Source organism: Azospirillum mesophilum (assembly GCF_053470405.2).
In genome coordinates this window covers 185,729-203,389 of the sequence record NZ_JBPXMQ020000003.1, presented here as the reverse complement: position 1 = coordinate 203,389, position 17,661 = coordinate 185,729, and the positions used below count along the sequence as shown (strand labels likewise).

The window sequence follows — 17,661 nt, the reverse complement described above, 5'->3', positions numbered from 1 at the left end:
AACCACAGACTTAGCTTTTGGCCGCAGCCCCGGCAAGGCCGTCGCGACCGCCGCGCGCCCGGCCGCGCGCCCGGTCGAGCGCCTCCAGAACGGCGCCTTCGCTCAACAGTTCCGGCAAGGCGATGCCCTCCGGCGCGCCGGGGCCGTAGACGATGTTGAAGGGGATGCCGTAGCGGCCATGGCTGGCGAGATAACGCGCGATGCCGTCGTCCGGCTTGGTCCAGTCGGCGCGCATGGCGACGACCGTCGGCGCCTCAAGCCGCTTCACGGCCTCGCCCCGGTTCAGAACCAGCTTCTTGTTGGCTTGGCAGGTGATGCACCAGTCCGCCGTCACGTCCACGAAGACGGTGCGCCCGGCGGCGACATGGTCCCGGATGGCGGCCTCGTCGAAGGGGACCCAGCGCGTCGCCGCCTCGCCCACCGCCGGCGCGGCGCCCGCCGAGGGGCCGAAGGCGGCCGGAACCGCGAAGGCGACCAGCGCGAGCAACCCCGCCAGCGCCGGCCCGGCCCAGCGGCTCGGCGGCGCCAGACGGCGGCCCAGCCACAAGGCGACCACCAGCCCGCCCATCAGCACCGCGACGGCCAGTGCCGCCACCTCCCCCACCTGGGCGACCAGCACCGACAGCAGCCACGCGGCGGTCAGCCCCAGCGCGCCGCCCAGCACCCGGCGCAGCACCACCATCCAGCGCCCCGGCCTGGGCAGGCGCCGCGCGACGCGCGGGAAGGCCGCGACCAGCAGGTAAGGCAAGGACAGCCCGACGCCCAGAGCGGCGAAGATGGCGAAGACCTCCGCCGGACCGCTCGCCAGCGCGAAACCCACAGCCGTGCCGAGGAAAGGCGCCGAGCAGGGAGTCGCCAGCAGCGTGGCGAAGGCGCCCGTCGCGAATTGCCCGCCCAGGCCATGCCCCTCCTTTCCGCCCAGCCGGTCGGCCAGGGCGCGCGGCAGCGGCACCTCGAACAGCCCCCACAGGTTGGCGGCGAACAGCGTCACCAGCACGACCATGAAGACGAGGAACAGGGGCTGCTGGAACTGGATGCCCCAGCCGACCGCACCGCCGGCTCCCTTCACCGCCACCAGCGCCCCGGCCAGCGCCAGGAACGACACCAGAATGCCCGCTGCCGAGGCCAGGAAGCCGGCGCGCACGGCCGCCGGCGCGCGTCCGCCATGCTGCACGATGGACAGCAGCTTCAGCGACAGCACCGGCAGCACGCAAGGCATCAGGTTCAGGATCAACCCGCCGAGCAGCGCCACGCCCAGCATGGCGAGCAGGCCCTTCCCGCCCGCTGGAGCAAGGCCGCCCGCGGCGAGACCGGCCGTGGCGGTGGCCTTCGCTTCCATGGACCGTTCGCCGTCCACCAGGGTCAGCGTCATCGCCCGGCCGGCGAGGTTCAGGCCCGGCGTGGGATCGGTGGCGTCGACCCGCAGGCGGACTCGCCGGTCGTTGTCGGAGAAGTTGCGCTTGGGCGCGGAGAAGGTGACGGGCGGATCGGTCTCCACGAACAGGTCCGGGGCGATCATCGGCTCGCGGGACGTGACCTCGACCTCCAGCGCCGTGCCTTCGGCGCGCACGCTGGCGACCGAGAGGCCCGAGGCGCGGCCGTCGCCCGGCACCTGGGACTGGGCGCGGGCGATGTCGTTGGCGGACGGCCCCGGCCCGGCCGGGCCGGCGGGAATGAACAGGGCGAGCTTCACCGTTTCCGGCACACAGATGGTCGTGCAGACCAGCAGCTCCGCCGACAGCGACAGGTCCAGGGGCTTGCCGGACTCGGTGGGTACGGCGGAGATCGGGAAGGTCACCTCGGTATCGTAGCCGGCCGTCTCGAACCCCAGGACCGTGAAGCGGTGCGGCGCCGGGTAGGCCATCTCCGCCGCCTTCAGGTTGCCGGACCCGCTCCAGTCCAGACGAGGCGCGAAGCCCGCGTCGCCCGGCGAGCGCCAGTAGGTCTTCCACCCCGGCTCCAGCCGCAGTTCCAGCCCCAGCGGCACCGCCGCCAGATCGCCAATTCCCTGAACGGATGAGACGAGGCGCGCCTCCACCGGGCCGGACTTGGTCCATGCGCCCTGGGCCTGGGATTGGCTCTGGGTCCCCGGCTCCGCCCTACCCGATCCGGGTACGGCCAAGGCAAGGACGGCGAGCAGGAGCGGGACAAACCTTTTCATCGCACCGACTGTTCTCATATCAAGTAGCGATACGGCCGCCGGCCGAAGCTATATTGGATGGCAAAGCTTGGCCCGTGCTGTCACACTCGGGCGAAGACGGCTGCGGGCTCCGGCCCCGGACACAAGGATAACCGCCCATGCCGCACCTGACCAAGTCCTCGGATTACCTGACCGGCCAGTTGCTGATCGCCATGCCCGGCATGATGGATCCACGTTTCCAGCGCACCGTCATCTATATGTGCGCTCACAACGAGGATGGCGCCATGGGCCTCGTCGTGAATCGCCTGTTCGGGTCCATCACCTTCGAAGATTTGCTGGAGCAGCTTGAGATCGACGTCAAGCAGCCGATCACCAACATGCCCGTGCATTACGGCGGACCGGTTGAATCCGGGCGCGGCTTCGTGCTGCATTCGACCGACTATGTGCGCGAAGGCACGCTGATGGTGGACGACGAGGTGGCGCTGACCGCGACCATCGACATCCTGCGCGCCATTTCCGAAGACCGCGGCCCCCGCCGCAACATCCTTCTGCTGGGCTATGCCGGCTGGGGTCCCGGGCAGCTCGACGCGGAGATCCAGGCCAACGGCTGGCTGAACGTCCCCTGCGACGAGTCGCTTCTGTTCGACCCCGACCTGGAAACGAAGTGGGAGCGCTCCATCGCCAAGCTCGGCGTCAGCCTGTCCATGCTGTCGGGCGAAGCCGGGCACGCGTAACCCCGCTGTACGCGATCGCCTTCCGGTGGTATCCTACAATGGTACGCACCCCGAGCCCGTGATGGCGAGCCCGTGATGGACCCCGAACTCAAGACGCTGCTGACCGTTCTGCTGGACAAGGTCGAGCGGGTGGAGGCTACGATGCCGACGCTCGCCACCAAGGCCGATATTGCGCGTCTGGAAGGCGAAATCGAGCTGGTGAAGGATGACCTGCGCGCGGTCAAGGTCGATCTGAATGGCGTGAAGGTCGATCTGAATGGCGTGAAGGACGACCTGAACAATGTGAAGGGCGATCTGAGTCAGATGAAGGGCGACCTGAGCCAGATGAAAGGCGACCTGAACAGGGTGAAGGACGAGCAGGTTCAGATGAAGGAAATGCTCGGCGTGATCCGTCTGCGCGAAATCGGTCGGCTCGACGGACGGATCGACCAGCTTGCCCAAGTGGTGACACTGGGCGGAAAACCCGCCGCGGAATAGACGGCGGATTTTCCGAGACCGAACGGGATTTACGCGCGCTTGGTGGCGAGCGCCAGGGCGAGGCCGCGGGCCTCCATCAGTTCACCGCACCGCTCGACCAGCGTCTCATCGGTGTAGACCGCCCAGCCGCTTTGGAAGCCGGCCGGCTCATACTGCAGGGAGACGCGGCGTCCGGCGTGCTCCAGCGCGTAGCGGTGGGAATTTTCTTTCGTCCAGGTGGGCTTCGGCGACATATCCGCCTCTTTCGCTGCGTACGACATAGCGAAAGACTGAGCCGATCCGGTTAAACGGCGGTTAAGCCAACAATTTCTCTGGCCTGCAAAAAGGAGTTGTCACGCCCTCCTTCGCGCAGCCGCCCTATCCGCGCCATTCCTCGCGCAGGATGGCGTACAGCACATGGTCGCGCCATGCGCCGTCGATGCGCAGGTAGCCGCGCGCGTAGCCTTCGTGCGTGAAGCCCACCTTTTCCAGCAGGCCCCGGCTGGCGGCGTTGGTCGGCAGGCAGGCGGCCTCGACCCGGTGCAGGCCCAGTTGCCCGAAGGCGAAGTCCAGCACGAGCTGCGTCGCGCCGGAGATGTAGCCGTTGCGCGCATACGGCCGCCCGACCCAGTAGCCGAGCGTCGCCATCTGCGCCACCCCCCGCCGCACGTTGGTCAGGCCCAGCCCGCCCACCAGCGTGTCGCCGGCGCGGTCGTAGACGAGGAAGCTGTAGCCCTGGTCGTCGCGCCACTCCTGCGCCTGCCGGCGCAGCCGGCGGCCGAAGGCGGCGCGCGTCAGGGCGTCCACCGGCCAGGTCGGCTCCCACGGGGTGAGGAAATCGCGGGAGCTGGCCCGCAGGTCGGCCCATTCGCGCCAGTCGCGCGGCAGCGGCGGCCGGATGTAGCATTTCGGACCGTCGAGCCGCACCGCCGGCGGACTGATCAGGCCACTGCCCAGCAGGCGGATCATGCCGGCCTTCCCTTACTGCAGCCGAGCGACAATCCGGTCATACTCTTCCAGCCGGGCGATGGGGCCGAGCGCGGCGATGGTGGGGCGGCTCTCGCGCAGGCGCTTGGCGGCACGGACCACGGCGTCGCGGTCCACGGCGCCGATCTTCTCCACGATCTCGTCGACCGGGACCGGCCGGTTGTAGACCAGAAGCTGCTGGCCGAGCTGTTCGCACCGCGACATGGTGCTTTCCAGCGCCATCAGCGTGCCGGCGCGGAGCTGCGCGGCGGCGCGGGCGACCTCGTCCTCGGTGACGTCCTCGGCGACCTTCATCAGCTCCTCGCAGACCACGGGAACCAGTTCCGTCACCTCCTCCTCGCCGGTGCCGGCGTAGACGCCGAACAGGCCGCCGTCGCGGTAGGCGCCGGAGAAGGTGTAGATGGAATAGACCAGCCCGCGCTTCTCCCGCACCTCCTGGAACAGGCGGGACGACATGCCGCCGCCCAGCAGCGTCGACAGGACCGAGTGGGCGTAATAGTCCGGGTCGTGCACCCCCACCCCGTCGAAGCCGAGGACGAGGTGCATCTGCTCCAGGTCGCGCGCCTCGCGGTAGTCGCCGCCGGTGTAGAGTGCGGTCTCCGCCTCCGGCACCGGCCGGCTGGACAGCTTGCCGAAGGACTTCAGCGCCATCTCCACCAGCCGGTCGTGGTCGAGCCGCCCGGCCGCGGCCAGAACGACGCCGGGCGCGCCGTAGTGCCCGTCGATGTACTCGACCAGCGCGGAGCGCGACAGGGATCCCACGATGTCGGCGGAGCCCAGCACGGGCCGCCCCAGCGCCTGCCCCGGATAGGCGGTCGCCTGGAAATGGTCGAAGATGATGTCGTCAGGCGTGTCGGCGGCCTGCCCGATCTCCTGCAGCACCACCGTCCGCTCGCGCGCCAGTTCCTCCTCGTCCAGGGTGGAGTGCTGGAGCATGTCGGCGATCAGGTCCAGCGCGAGGTTCGTGTCCTCGTGCAGGACCTTGGCGTAGTAGGCGGTCTGCTCCCGCGTCGTGTAGGCGTTGAGCTGGCCGCCGACATTCTCGATCTCCTCGGAGATGCGGAAGGCCGAGCGGCGCTGGGTGCCCTTGAACAGCATGTGCTCGACGAGATGGGCGACGCCGTTGACGCTGGCCTGCTCGTTCCGTGTTCCCACGCCGACCCAGCAGCCGAGCGACACCGACTGCACGTCGGGCATGGTGTCGGTCGCGACGCGCAGCCCGTTCGGCAGCGTGGTCACACGGATGGTCATGCAGCCTCCTTGGCGGCGCGGGCGCGCGCGACGACGAACTCCTGCACGGCGGCCAGTTCGTTGGGCAGCTCGGACAGGCGCTCTTCGCGCACATACAGGTCGGACAGGCGCGGCGGCAGGTCCGGCCGGTGGCCGGTCGCCTTTTCCACCGCGTCGGGGAACTTGGCGGGATGGGCGGTCGCCAGGATGACCGTGGCGACGTCGGACGGGAGCTTGGCGGCCTTGGCCGAGGCCACACCCACCGCCGTGTGCGGATCGAGCAGGTAACCGCAGCCCTTCCACACGTCCTCGATGGTCGCCATCGTGCCGGCCTCGTCCACGCGGTGGCCCTGGAAGACGGCCAGGGCGTCGGCGAGCTGCGCGTCGGTCACGGCGAACTTGCCCTCCGTCCGGAAGCGGTTCATCGACGCGGTGACGGCGGCGCCGTCGCGGCCCAGCATGTCGAACAGCAGCCGTTCGAAGTTGGAGGAGATCTGGATGTCCATGCTGGGGCTCAATGTGGGAACGACCGGAGCCGCCGACATGGTGCCGCTGGCAAAAAAGCGCGCCAGGATGTCGTTGGAGTTGGAGCCCACCACCAGCTTCTCGATCGGCAGGCCCATCGCCCGCGCGCCGTAGGCGGCGTAGACGTTGCCGAAATTGCCGGTCGGCACGGTGAAGGCCACCTTGCGGTCCGGCGCGCCCAGCGCCACCGCCGCCGTGAAGTAATAGACGATCTGGGCCATGATGCGCGCCCAGTTGATGGAGTTCACCGCCGACAGGCCCATCCGGTCGCGGAAGGCCACGTCGTTGAACATGGCCTTCACCAGATCCTGGCAGTCGTCGAAGGTGCCGTGCAGCGCGATGTTGTGCACGTTGTCGGACAGCACGCTGGTCATCTGCCGGCGCTGCACCTCCGACGTGCGGCCCTTCGGGTGCAGGATGAAGATGTCCACGTTCTGGCGGTCGCGGCAGGCCTCGATGGCGGCCGAACCGGTGTCGCCGGAGGTGGCGCCGACGATGGTCACGCGCTCCCCGCGCTTGGCCAGCACATGGTCGAACAGGCGGCCGAGCAGTTGCAGCGCCACGTCCTTGAAGGCCAGCGTCGGACCGTGGAACAGCTCCAGCACCCAATTGCTCTGGTCGAGCTGCACCAGCGGAGTCACCGCGGCGTGGTCGAAGGTGGCGTAGGCGTCCTTGACGATGGCGCGGAACTCGTCCTCGGCGATGGCGCCGCCCAGGAAGGGCAGCATCACGCGCACGGCGATCTCGCTGTAGGGCAGCCCGCGCATCGCGCGGATGTCGTCCTTGGAGAACTGCGGCCAGCTCTGCGGCACATACAGGCCACCGTCACGCGCCAGACCGGCCAGGAGGACATCTTCGAAACCCAGGACCGGGGCCTGACCCCGCGTGCTGACGTACTGCACCGCACACACTCCGACGCTTTTTGGAGCCGGCGCTGACGAGAGAGCCGACAACCGTTGCGAAAGGGGCATAGTTAGCCGCTGCCCCCCATCCGCGCAAGCGGCTGCTGGCCCCCAAGACGGCGACCCCGGGGCGGCAACAAGGAGAGGGACCGGCAGCGTGGCTGCCGGCCCCCTCCCCGTCTCGGCTTTTCGGACCGCGAGCCGTTGGGCTTAATAGCCGCTGGCGACGTCGTGGTGCCCGTGCGTCGGATCGTACGGCAGGGCGAAGTCCTGCGGCAGGCCCAGATGCTGCACGTCGACCGTCGCCAGGGCGTGCGCCGCGTCCGTCGTCGCCAGGGCGGCGTTCGTCGTGGCGGACTGCGCCTGGGCCACGGAGTGCGACCATACATTGTCGGCGCCATGGCCACCGACCTGATGGACGTCCGCCGACAGGGACTGGGCAGAGGCCGGCGCCCAGGGGCCCTTGCCCTCGCTGCCGCCGCCGGCATACAGCGCGGCCTTGATGGCGTTCATCTTGGTCTGGTCGACCGTCTGCCAGTCGTCCTTCAGGATGCCGCCGGTGTCGCCGGAGTTCGGGTTCCAGGACCAGTAGGTCCAGCTGGCGCCCTGCTGGCCCGCGGCGAGGTCGCTCTTGCCGTCGCCGTTGTAGTCGCCGTTCAGGTACTGGACCAGCTTGCCCATGTAGGCCTTGTCCGCGGCGGTGTCCAGCTTGCCGCCGAACTCGCCCACCAGCACCGGCGTCTTGTTGTCCTTCAGCGCCCAGCCCCAGTTGTCGGTGTACTGCTGCGGCAGGTTGTTCGGGTATTTCGGGTCATGGAACCACTGCTGGTCCGCGACCGACGGGCCATAGGAATGGACCGAGTAGACGAGCTTGTCCGGCGTGTCGAAGTGGATCGGACGATCCTTGGCGCCGGCCAGATTGCCGCCCCACCAATCCCATTTGCCGTCCTGGACCTCGACGCCCTCGACCATCAGCAGCCAGTCCTTGTTCACGGACTGGATGGCGTTGCCGATGCGCTCCGCGGCCCAGGCCCAGTCGGTGGCCTTGTCGCCGCCGCCCCAGGTCGCGCCGGCGTGCGGCTCGTTGTGCAGGTCGGCACCGATCACGGTGTCGTTGCCCTTGTACCGGTCCGCCAGCATCTTCCAGTTTTCGATCATCTTCGACTCCGGGTACTTGTCGTCGTACCACAGGCCGTTCTCGTTGGCGGACGCACCGTCGCTGGAGCGATGGTGGTCGAGGATGACCTTCATGCCGATGCGGCCGGCGTAGTCGATGACCTTGTCCATGACCTCCAGCGGGGTCTTGTTCTCAAGGTCGGGGTTCTTCGACGTGTCGATGCCCGTCGCGCGGTCCGCGTCGAGCATCGCGTCGCTCCACGGCAGGCGGATGGTGTTGAAGCCCAGGCTCTTCATCTGGTCCATCATCCCCCAGTAACCGCGCATGTCCATGCCGTTGGGGTTGAAGACGAAGCCTTCGCCGCCGAACCAGTTCACACCGGTCAGCTTGACGTTCTGGCCCGACGAATCGACGATCTGGTTGCCATCCGTGTGCAGGAAGCCCTTGGCGATGCTCATTGTTTAAAGCTCGTTGTCCGTTCGCGTTGACCCGGAGGCTGGGCTTTTATGGTTAATGAAACATTGCCAATCGCGCCAAACATTTGCCGCATTTGAACGAGCTTGTGACCAAATCCGGACGGGGAGTTTTCGCCCTTACGATCGCCGATCGAAAGAAACGCCAGAGTTTTCGCGGATTTGATCGGCTTTTCGCGGGACGGCGGATGGGCCTGGAACCGGCGCTGCGGTCAGCGCAGGCGTGTTAGCGGTCAGCCTTTTGCGCAGGTCCCGAAACGAAGAAAAATCAGCGGCCTAGTCCATGCGCGCCGCTGCCCGACCCCCGCGCGGCGTCAATCGGGGGTGGAAAGGCGATGGTCGCCACCAGCCCCGTGGGACCATTCTCGAAGGTCGCAGCACCGCCCAACTGCTGGGACAGAAGCTTGACCAGACGCAGGCCCAGCCCCTTGGACTTGTCCGGCTGGGCTGGCAGTCCGAGCCCGTTGTCCGCCACGACCAGCCGCATCGGGTCGCCCGGCTGGAAAGCGATGCGGATGACGACGTCGTCCCGAACGGCGCCCACATGCTTGACCGCGTTCATCACCAGTTCAACGACAACCTGTGACAGGGGTGTCGCGCTGTCCGCCGTCAGTTCGATCCCGTCGGGGCAGTCCAGGTGCAGCACGGGCGGAATTCCGTTCCGGGTCGCCACTGACCGCGCGACATCCTCCATCAGCACCCGCAGGTGCGCCCCGAAATCCACGCTCGTGAAGCTGGCCGACTTGTAGAGCGCCTCATGAATGCGGCCGACGGTCTGGACCCGCTGCTCCGCGTCCAGCAGCGCCGTGCGCGCCTGTTCCAGGCTTTGCGAGCGGGCCTGGATCTGCAGCAGCGCCGCGACCGAGGCGATGCTGTTCTTGATGCGGTGATGGCTTTCCGTCACCAGCGTTTCGCGCTGGATCAGCGATTGGCGCAGGCTTTCCTCGGCCAGCTTGATCTGGGTGATGTCCAGGTCGGTCCCGACGAGCCGCCGGCAGCGCCCGGCCTCGTCATGATAGGCCCGCGCCCGCGTGCGCACCCAGCGGAAGTGGCCGTCCGCATGGCGCAGGCGCCAGTCCACTTCATAGTCTTCGCACATGGTGGTGGCCCGCTCGACCAGCGTGTCGAACAGCGGCCGGTCGTCGGGATGAACTATGGCCCGGAATTCCAGGAAGGTCGGCGCCCCCAGCGCCGGGTCGCGTCCGACGATGGCGCACATCCGTTCGCACCAGATGATCTTCTGGGCGGCCGCGTCGAACTCCCAGAACCCCAGCCCGGCGATGTCCTTGGCCTCCTGAAGCCGGTTTCGGCTGTAGTGGAGGGCTTCCTGCGTGTTCTTCCGTTCGGTCTCGTCGCGGGTGACGCCGACCAGATACTCGCCCACGCCCGGCGGGCCGGCGACCCAGCGTCCCTGAACGTGCATCCAGCGAAGGGCGCCGTCCCCGCGCCGGATCCGGAATTCGGTGCTGAAGGTTTCCCTTCGGCCCGCCATCCGTTTGCAATCCTCCAGGGCGCGCTCTCGATCATCCGGATGGATCATCGAATGGGCGATGTCCAGATTGATGGGCGCGTCATCCGCCAGACCGTGAATTTTGCGGAAAGCGCCGGCAACCTCGAACCGGCCGCTTTGAGGGAAGCTGCGCCACGCCCCGACCTCGGCGCATTCCAGGGCGAATTCCTTCCAGCCCTCGTCATCGCCGGCATGGAATGCAGCGGCATCAACGCCCGAATGATACGCGTCCATCCCCCGCCCCTCATGCTTTGCCCTGGCGGCATTGCCTTCGCGACGGCCATTCCCATGCACGCTGGGAGTATTAAGACGCCGCGATTTCAGGATTTACCCACAATGCCGGCGTCACGAGCAGCCGAACGGCGCCGATAGTAAAAGTCATACAGTTTAGTGTCTACTTAAACTTCCTAGCTACTTCCTTCCTATTACAGGATGTGCACGAACAATTTTTCACCCCTTTCGATCACGCGCCCAAATAGCGGGCTTCCAGGTGCCGCTTGAACACCGACGCGTCGAGCGGGCGGCCCGTGGCGGCGGTCAGCAGATCGTCGCCGGAGGCGGGAAGGCATCCCGTCCCGTGCACGTTCCGCCGCAGCCACGCGACCAGCGGGCCAAGGTCGCCGCGCGTCAGCGCCGGCTTGATCGCCGCGTCCGCCCGCGTCGCCGCGTCGAAGAGTTGCGCGGCGGTCATGGCGCCCAGCGTGTAGCTCGGGAAATAGCCCCAGCCGCCGGACGGCCAGTGGATGTCCTGAAGACAGCCCAGCCGGTCGTCGGGCGGAACCACGCCGAGCAGCTGCCGCATGCCGTCGTTCCAGGCCCCCGGCAAATCCTCCAGCGCCAGATCGCCGGCCACCAGCGCCCTCTCCAGCCGGTAGCGCAGGATGACATGCGCCGGGTAGGTCACCTCGTCGGCGTCCACGCGAATGAAGCCGCGCTCCACCCGCGTGTAATGCCGACGCAGGTTGTCCGGCTCCCAGGCCGGGCCGGCGCCGCCGAAGGCCTCCCGCGCCACCGGTCCGAGGTAGGACAGGAACTCCGGCGAGCGGCAGGCCTGCATCTCGACGATCAGCGATTGGCTTTCGTGCACGGCCATGCCGCGCGCCTGTCCAACCGGCTGGTGGATCCAGGCGCGCGGACGACCCTGCTCGTAGAGGGCGTGGCCGGTCTCGTGCATCACGCCCATCAGGGCCTTGGTGAAGTCGGCCTCGTCGTAGCGGGTGGTGATGCGCACGTCGTCGGTGGCGCCGCCGCAGAAGGGGTGCAGCGAGACGTCCAGCCGGCCGCGCCCGAAGTCGAAGCCGGCCTGCCGCATCAGCCGCTCACCCAGCGCCTTCTGCGCCTCCACCGGGAACGGCCCCTCGGGGCGGATCGACGCGGGCTCGCGGGCCTGCTTCTCCAGCACCCGTTCGATCAGGCCGGGCAGGAAGCCGGCGAGATCGTCGAACAGCGCGTCGATGCGCTCGGCGCGGGCGCCCGGATCATGCTCGTCCAGCATGGCGTCGTAGGCGCTGAGACCCAGGGCCGCCCCCTTCGCCTCGCCGCACTCGCGGACGCGGCGCAGCACCTCCGTCAGGGAGGGCAGCAGCATGGCGTAGTCGCTCTCCGCCCGCGCGGTGCGCCAGATCATGTCGCAGGCGGAGATGGCCTTGCTGGTCGCCTCCACAAGGTCCGCCGGGACGGCGGTGGCCTGCCGGTGGCTGCGCCGCATCTCCCGCAGGTTGGCCTTTTGCCACGGGTCGAGGTTGCCGTCGGCCTCCGCCTCGTCCAGCCAGTCGGCGACGCGCGGGTCGGTTTCCAGCTCGTGCGCCAGCACCGTCAGGGTCGCCGTCTGCTCCGCGCGCGCGTCGTTGGAGCCTTCGGGCATCATGGTCTGGGTGTCCCAACCGAGGATGCCGAGCGCGTCCCCGATGGCGGCGATGCGGGCGAAGCGGCGTTCCAGTTCCTGATATGCGGTCATTCGGAGGCTCTTATTCGGACCGGTCGACCCGGCGGCGTTGCGACAGGACGAAGATGACGGCCAAGGTCGCGGCAAGGCTATACCATGTGATCGCGTATTGCAGATGGTTGTTGGGAAGCTCGACCTGCGGCCGGATGCCGTTGAGCAGGATGCCGGAGCGCGCCGGATCCGGCAGCGCCTCCACGACCACCGGCGCCACCCGGCCCAGCCCGACCGACGCGCCCATGGCCGGCGGGTCCAGGCGCATCCAGGCGTCGGCGCCGGGCCGGTTGTCCGGCTGGAGCCACCCGGCGGGCTGCGGCAGTCGGACGAGCCCGGTGACGGTCACCGGCCCCTCGACGCGGCTGTCCGGGCGGGTGGCGGGGTCGCGCCTGTCCATATCGCGCTTGTCCATCGGGACGAAGCCGCGGTTCACCAGCACCACGCCGCCGCCATCGGCGCGCTCCAGCGGGGTCAGCACCTCGTAGCCCACCTGCCCCTGGTGCGGCCGGGCGACGATGCGCAATTCCTTGTCGTTCAGGAAGCGGCCGGCGACCGTCACCGGCCGGAATTCGAAGTCCGCGGGATCGGGCAGAACCGCCGGCAGGGGGACGGGGGCGGCGTGCAGGCGCTGCTCCACCTTGTGGATCAGCTCTTCCTTCCAGTGCAGCCGCTGCATCTGCCACGTGCCGAGCGCCAGCATCGCCAGCACCGCCGGCACGGTGATCAGCACCGCCCACAGCGACGGGCGGAAGCGGCGCGGGGCGGCGGCGGCCGTCATGGTCACGCGTTCGGATCCTCAAGCTCGTTGCGCCGGTGGCGGTATTGCAGCGCCACGACATAGGCCTTCGCCGGGCGCAGCATGCCCAGCGCCAGCCCCAGGATGACGATGCTCCAGACGATGGTGTGCAGCCACAGCGGCCAGTCCACCGTCATCGACACCCACAGCGCGACCGGGACGACCAGGAAGCCCAGGATGAAGATCAGGAACACCGCCGGCCCGTCGCCGCTGTCCTGCCGCGCGAGGTTCAGCCCGCAGACCGCGCAGCGCTCGTTGACGGTGAGGAAGCCCTTGAACAGCTTCCCCCGCCCGCAGCGCGGACAGGCGCAGCGCAAGCCCGCGGTCATCGGCGAGACGTTCGGATGATAGGTGCTCAAGCCCCGCACCCTCCATTCCCCCTCGCCCGCCTCCGGCGGGAGAGGGAGGGGCCCATGCGAAGCGTGGGAGGGTGAGGGCAAGGTTCTTCCGAAAAATCAAGGAAAGTGGATCGAAGATTCCCGGACAGACCTTGCCCTCACCCTCCCGCTTCGCGGGTCCCTCCCTCTCCCAGCGGGGCTGGGAGAGGGGCTGTTGCTATCAATGATGTCCGCCGCCGTGCGAGCCCCACCAGTAGACCGACACGAACAGGAACAGCCAGACCACGTCGACGAAGTGCCAGTACCAGGCCGCCGCTTCAAAACCGAAATGGCTCTGCGGGGTGAAGTGGCCCTTCAGCGTGCGCATCCAGCAGACGAACAGGAAGATCGTGCCGACGATCACATGGAAGCCGTGGAAGCCCGTCGCCATGAAGAAGGTGGACGGGTAGATGCCTTCCTTGAAGCCGAAGGCGGCGTGGCTGTACTCCCACCCCTGGAAGAAGGTGAACATCACGCCCAGCAGCACCGTCAGGCCCAGCGCCTTGGCGGCGTCGCGGTTGTTGCCCTCGATGATGGAATGGTGCGCCCAGGTGACGGTGACGCCCGACAGCAGCAGGATCATCGTCATCATCAGCGGCAGGTGGAAGGTCTCCAGCGGCTCGATGTTCGGCGGCGGCCAGACGCCCTGCGGGTTCTCCGCGAAGATCTTCGGGAACAGGGCCGCGTCGTAGAAGGCCCAGAAGAAGGCCGCGAAGAACATCACCTCCGACGCGATGAACAGCGACATGCCATAGCGCAGTCCGATCTTCACCACCGGCGTGTGCGCCTTCTCGCGCACCGCTTCCTTGATGACGTCGCGCCACCAGCCGAACATGACGCCCAGCACGGACGCGAAGCCCAGGATCGCCAGCAGCTTGGTGCCGCCGTGCATGTAGATGACCATGCCCACCGCCAGCAGGCCGCCGGCGAAGGCGCCCAGCAGCGGCCAGGGGCTCGGCTTCACCAGATGGTAGGGATGCGGAATACCCTCCCCCGCGCCGTGCGCGGAGGCGGGTGGATGCGGCATGTGCGCGTGCGTGATGTCGGCCATCTCTTTTCCAGCCCCGAATTGGTTTTAGCCCGAATTGGTTTTAATTCGTCGCGGTCGCGCGCGGCGCCGCCGTTTGCGTCTTGCCCTGCTGGCTCTGATTGGCGTGCTGCGCCAGAACCTGGCTTTCGTCCTTGGCCCGGAAGAAGGTGTAGGAGAGCGTGATGGTGGTCACGTCCTCCATGTTCGGATCGTCGGCCAGCGCCGGATCCACGAAGAAGGCCACGGGCATGTCCACCGCCTGCCCCGGTTCCAGAACCTGCTCGTCGAAGCAGAAGCACTGGATCTTGTTGAAGTAGATCCCGGCCTTGTCCGGCGTGACGTTGTAGACGGCGGTGCCGACGGTGGGCTTGGCGGCGCGGCTCTCCGCCCGGTAGTTCGCCAGCCCCGTCTCGCCCAGCTTCACCTTCACCTCGCGCTGCTCCGGCCGGAAGCTCCAGGGCAACGCGTCGTTCACGTCCGAGTTGAAGCGGATGGTGACCGTGCGGTCGACCACCTTGGTCGGGGCCGCCTTCGCCCGCTGCGTGGTGCCGCCGAAGCCGGTCACCTGACAGAACAGCGAGTAGAGCGGCGCCGACGCGAAGGCCAGCCCGACCATCCCCGCGACGAGACCGAAGAGCGCGATCCCGATCAGGCTGTTCCGGCGGCGGATCTTGTCGTCCATCGCGGCCCCTCCTTCCGTCTAGTGGCCGCTCATGCGGACCAGGGTCACGACGTAGAACAGCACCACGAGCGCCAGCAGCGCCGCCAGCACCGCATAGTTGCGCCCGCGCAGCCTGCGGCGGCGCTCCGTCTCCACGCTCTCATCGTTCATCTTAGCCATGGCGGTCATGCCCCACCTCCGGCAACGAGATGCTCGCCCACCAGCAGGGCGAACAGCAGGAACAGGTAGAGGATCGAGAAGCCGAACATCTGCTTGGCCGGCTTGTCGTCGGTCGCGCGCAGCACCCGCAGGGCGCTCAGCACGAACAGGGCGCCCAGCACGCTCGACCCGGCGAGGTAGGCAAGCCCACCGATCCCCACGAAGTACGGCGCCGCCGCCACCGGCAGAAGCACCAGCGTGTAGAGCAGCATCTGCCGCTTGGTCGCCTCCGGCCCCGCCACGACCGGCATCATCGGCACTCCGGCGCGCGCGTAGTCGCCGTTGCGGAACAGCGCCAGCGCCCAGAAGTGCGGCGGCGTCCACAGGAAGATCAGCAGGAACAGCAGGATGGAGGGCAGTTCCACCCCGCCCGTCACCGCCGCCCAGCCGATCATCGGCGGGAAGGCGCCGGCGGCCCCGCCGATCACGATGTTCTGCGGCGTCCGGCGCTTCAGCCACATCGTGTAGACGACGATGTAGAAGCCGATGGTCAGCGCCAGCAGGGCGGACGCCACCCAGTTGACCGCCAGCCCCATCACGACGATGGAGGCCGCGGCCAGGACGACGCCGAAGGCCAGCGCGTTCTCCGGCTCCACCCGTCCCGACGGGATCGGGCGCTTGGCGGTGCGGGACATCACCGCGTCGATGTCGCGGTCGTACCACATGTTGATGGCGCCCGACGCGCCCGCCCCGACCGCGATGCACAGCACCGCCACCGCCTCCAGCACCGGGTGCAGGTGGCCCGGCGCCACCACGATGCCGGCCAGCCCCGTGAACACCACCAGCGACATCACCCGCGGCTTCAGCAGCTCGATGTAATCGCCCGCCGTTGCGTCGGAGACCCGTTCAAGGCTCAGGTCCGTCATTCTTGTTTCCCTCCCGCCGGCCGGGGAAACGGTGGGTCCCCCGGCGGCCAGCGTTCACGTCATGCCAGTCGCGTCACAGTCGTCACTTCACCCGCGGCAGCGTCTCGAAGGCGTGGAACGGCGGGGGCGAGCTGACGGTCCATTCCAGGGTGCCGGCGTGCGTACCCCAATAGGCCGCGTCCACCCGCTCGCCGCTGCGCAGCGTCCTGATCGCGATCCACACGAACAACAGCGTGGAGGCGAAAGAGATGTAGGCGCCGATGGAGGAAACCATGTTCCATCCGGCAAAGGCGTCCGGATAATCCGGGATACGCCGCGGCATGCCGGCCAGCCCCAGGAAGTGCTGCGGGAAGAAGATCAGGTTCACGCCGATGAAGGTCGTCCAGAAGTGGACCTTGCCCCAGAATTCCGGGTACTGCCGGCCCGACATCTTGCCGATCCAGTAGTACCAGCCGGCGAAGATCGAGAAGACCGCGCCCAGCGACAGCACGTAATGGAAGTGCGCGACGACGTAGTAGGTGTCGTGCAGCACGATGTCCATGCCGCCGTTGGCCAGCACCACGCCGGTCACGCCGCCGACCGTGAACAGGAAGATGAAGCCCAGCGCCCACAGCATCGGCGTCTTGAACTCGATCGACCCGCCCCACATCGTGGCGATCCAGGAGAAGATCTTCACGCCCGTCGGCACCGCGATGATCATGGTCGCGGCGGTGAAGTAGGCCTTGGTGTTCACGTCCAGGCCGACCGTGTACATGTGGTGCGCCCACACCACGAAGCCGACCACGCCGATGGCGACCATCGCGTAGGCCATGCCCAGATACCCGAACACCGGCTTGCGCGAGAAGGTCGAGACGATGTGGCTGATGATGCCGAAGGCCGGCAGGATCATGATGTAGACTTCGGGGTGGCCGAAGAACCAGAACAGGTGCTGGAACAGGATCGGGTCGCCGCCGCCCTCCGGGTTGAAGAAGGCCGTGCCGAAGTTGCGGTCGGTCAGCAACATGGTGATGGCGCCGCCCAGCACCGGAACGGCCAGCAGCAGCAGGAAGGCCGTCACCAGCATCGCCCAGACGAACAGCGGCATCTTGTGCAGCGTCATGCCCGGCGCGCGCATGTTGAAGATGGTCGTGATGAAGTTCACGGCACCCAGGATCGACGACGCGCCCGCCAGATGCAGCGCGAAGATCGCCATGTCCACCGACGGGCCGGAATGGCCGAGCGGCGAGGACAGCGGCGGGTAGATCGTCCAGCCCGTGCCGGCACCCTGCCCCACGAAGGCGGAGCCCAGCAGAAGCAGGAAGGCCGGCACCAGCAGCCAGAAGCTGATGTTGTTCATGCGCGGGAAGGCCATGTCGGGCGACCCGATCATGAGCGGCACGAACCAGTTGCCGAAGCCGCCGATCAGCGCCGGCATGACCACGAAGAACACCATGATCAGGCCGTGCGCCGTGATCAACACGTTCCAGACCTGCCCGTCGGCCACGATCTGCATGCCCGGCGCCTGAAGCTCCATGCGCATGATGACGGAGAACAGGCCGCCGATCAGCCCGGCGACGACCGAGAAGATCAGGTAGAGCGTTCCGATGTCCTTGTGGTTGGTGGAGTAGAACCAGCGGTGGACGAAGCCCGGCACGTGGTGGTCGTGCCCGTGGGCGTGCCCGTGCGCCTCCCCCGGATTGGCGTTTGCCATGTCTCTAAC

17 protein-coding genes are annotated in these 17,661 nt (G+C 67.8%); 2 read left to right on the top strand and 15 right to left on the bottom strand.

Features of this window, described 5'->3' with window-relative positions; genetic code table 11:
- Window positions 1–10 precede the first annotated feature (10 nt).
- Window positions 11–2,161, bottom strand: coding sequence for a protein-disulfide reductase DsbD family protein (locus tag ACSVC7_RS05125; RefSeq protein ID WP_448203346.1), 2,151 nt, complete (start codon window positions 2,159–2,161; stop codon window positions 11–13).
- 137 nt (window positions 2,162–2,298) lie between these two features.
- Here ACSVC7_RS05125 and ACSVC7_RS05120 point away from each other — a divergent pair, with 137 nt between their 5' ends.
- The gene (locus ACSVC7_RS05120; protein ID WP_448203345.1) at window positions 2,299–2,874 is read left to right on the top strand and encodes a YqgE/AlgH family protein; all 576 of its coding nucleotides are present in this window, start codon (window positions 2,299–2,301) and stop codon (window positions 2,872–2,874) included.
- Window positions 2,875–2,949: 75 nt separating this feature from the next.
- The gene (locus ACSVC7_RS05115) at window positions 2,950–3,351 is read left to right on the top strand and encodes a hypothetical protein (protein WP_448203344.1); all 402 of its coding nucleotides are present in this window, start codon (window positions 2,950–2,952) and stop codon (window positions 3,349–3,351) included.
- A 29-nt stretch (window positions 3,352–3,380) separates the two neighbouring features.
- On the opposite strand, the gene ACSVC7_RS05110 is transcribed toward ACSVC7_RS05115, so the two are convergent.
- From ACSVC7_RS05110 to ctaD, 14 genes are all read right to left on the bottom strand, one after another.
- Complete coding sequence (locus tag ACSVC7_RS05110; protein ID WP_448203343.1) at window positions 3,381–3,584, bottom strand: hypothetical protein; 204 nt, start codon at window positions 3,582–3,584, stop codon at window positions 3,381–3,383.
- Window positions 3,585–3,708: 124 nt separating this feature from the next.
- The gene (locus ACSVC7_RS05105; RefSeq protein ID WP_448203342.1) at window positions 3,709–4,299 is read right to left on the bottom strand and encodes a GNAT family N-acetyltransferase; all 591 of its coding nucleotides are present in this window, start codon (window positions 4,297–4,299) and stop codon (window positions 3,709–3,711) included.
- 12 nt (window positions 4,300–4,311) lie between these two features.
- The gene (locus tag ACSVC7_RS05100) at window positions 4,312–5,568 is read right to left on the bottom strand and encodes a M16 family metallopeptidase (protein ID WP_448203341.1); all 1,257 of its coding nucleotides are present in this window, start codon (window positions 5,566–5,568) and stop codon (window positions 4,312–4,314) included.
- Window positions 5,565–6,974, bottom strand: coding sequence for a threonine synthase (gene thrC / locus ACSVC7_RS05095; protein WP_448203340.1), 1,410 nt, complete (start codon window positions 6,972–6,974; stop codon window positions 5,565–5,567). The genes ACSVC7_RS05100 and thrC overlap by 4 nt, the downstream gene beginning before the upstream one ends.
- Window positions 6,975–7,184: 210 nt before the next feature.
- A complete protein-coding gene (locus ACSVC7_RS05090; RefSeq protein ID WP_448203339.1) occupies window positions 7,185–8,549 on the bottom strand; it encodes a glycoside hydrolase family 5 protein in 1,365 nt (454 codons plus the stop codon).
- Between the two features lie 283 nt (window positions 8,550–8,832).
- A complete protein-coding gene (locus ACSVC7_RS05085; RefSeq protein ID WP_448203338.1) occupies window positions 8,833–10,308 on the bottom strand; it encodes a sensor histidine kinase in 1,476 nt (491 codons plus the stop codon).
- A 229-nt stretch (window positions 10,309–10,537) separates the two neighbouring features.
- The gene (locus tag ACSVC7_RS05080) at window positions 10,538–12,031 is read right to left on the bottom strand and encodes a carboxypeptidase M32 (protein WP_448203337.1); all 1,494 of its coding nucleotides are present in this window, start codon (window positions 12,029–12,031) and stop codon (window positions 10,538–10,540) included.
- Window positions 12,032–12,041: 10 nt separating this feature from the next.
- A complete protein-coding gene (locus ACSVC7_RS05075; protein WP_448203514.1) occupies window positions 12,042–12,791 on the bottom strand; it encodes an SURF1 family protein in 750 nt (249 codons plus the stop codon).
- 2 nt (window positions 12,792–12,793) lie between these two features.
- Window positions 12,794–13,168, bottom strand: coding sequence for a DUF983 domain-containing protein (locus ACSVC7_RS05070; protein WP_448203336.1), 375 nt, complete (start codon window positions 13,166–13,168; stop codon window positions 12,794–12,796).
- A 199-nt stretch (window positions 13,169–13,367) separates the two neighbouring features.
- Window positions 13,368–14,237, bottom strand: coding sequence for a cytochrome c oxidase subunit 3 (locus tag ACSVC7_RS05065; protein WP_448203335.1), 870 nt, complete (start codon window positions 14,235–14,237; stop codon window positions 13,368–13,370).
- A gap of 40 nt (window positions 14,238–14,277) precedes the next feature.
- A complete protein-coding gene (locus ACSVC7_RS05060) occupies window positions 14,278–14,898 on the bottom strand; it encodes a cytochrome c oxidase assembly protein (RefSeq protein WP_448203334.1) in 621 nt (206 codons plus the stop codon).
- Window positions 14,899–14,916: 18 nt separating this feature from the next.
- On the bottom strand, window positions 14,917–15,066 hold the full coding sequence (locus ACSVC7_RS05055; RefSeq protein ID WP_448203333.1) for a cytochrome c oxidase system small membrane protein: 150 nt from the start codon (window positions 15,064–15,066) through the stop codon (window positions 14,917–14,919).
- Window positions 15,063–15,962 carry a heme o synthase gene (gene cyoE, locus ACSVC7_RS05050; protein WP_448203332.1) on the bottom strand — a complete coding sequence of 300 codons (900 nt, stop codon included), beginning with the start codon at window positions 15,960–15,962 and terminating at the stop codon, window positions 15,063–15,065. Before cyoE ends, ACSVC7_RS05055 begins: the two co-directional genes overlap by 4 nt.
- An 82-nt stretch (window positions 15,963–16,044) precedes the next feature.
- Window positions 16,045–17,652: a cytochrome c oxidase subunit I gene (gene ctaD, locus ACSVC7_RS05045; RefSeq protein ID WP_448203331.1), complete on the bottom strand. Its 1,608-nt coding sequence runs from the start codon at window positions 17,650–17,652 to the stop codon at window positions 16,045–16,047.
- Window positions 17,653–17,661 lie beyond the last annotated feature (9 nt).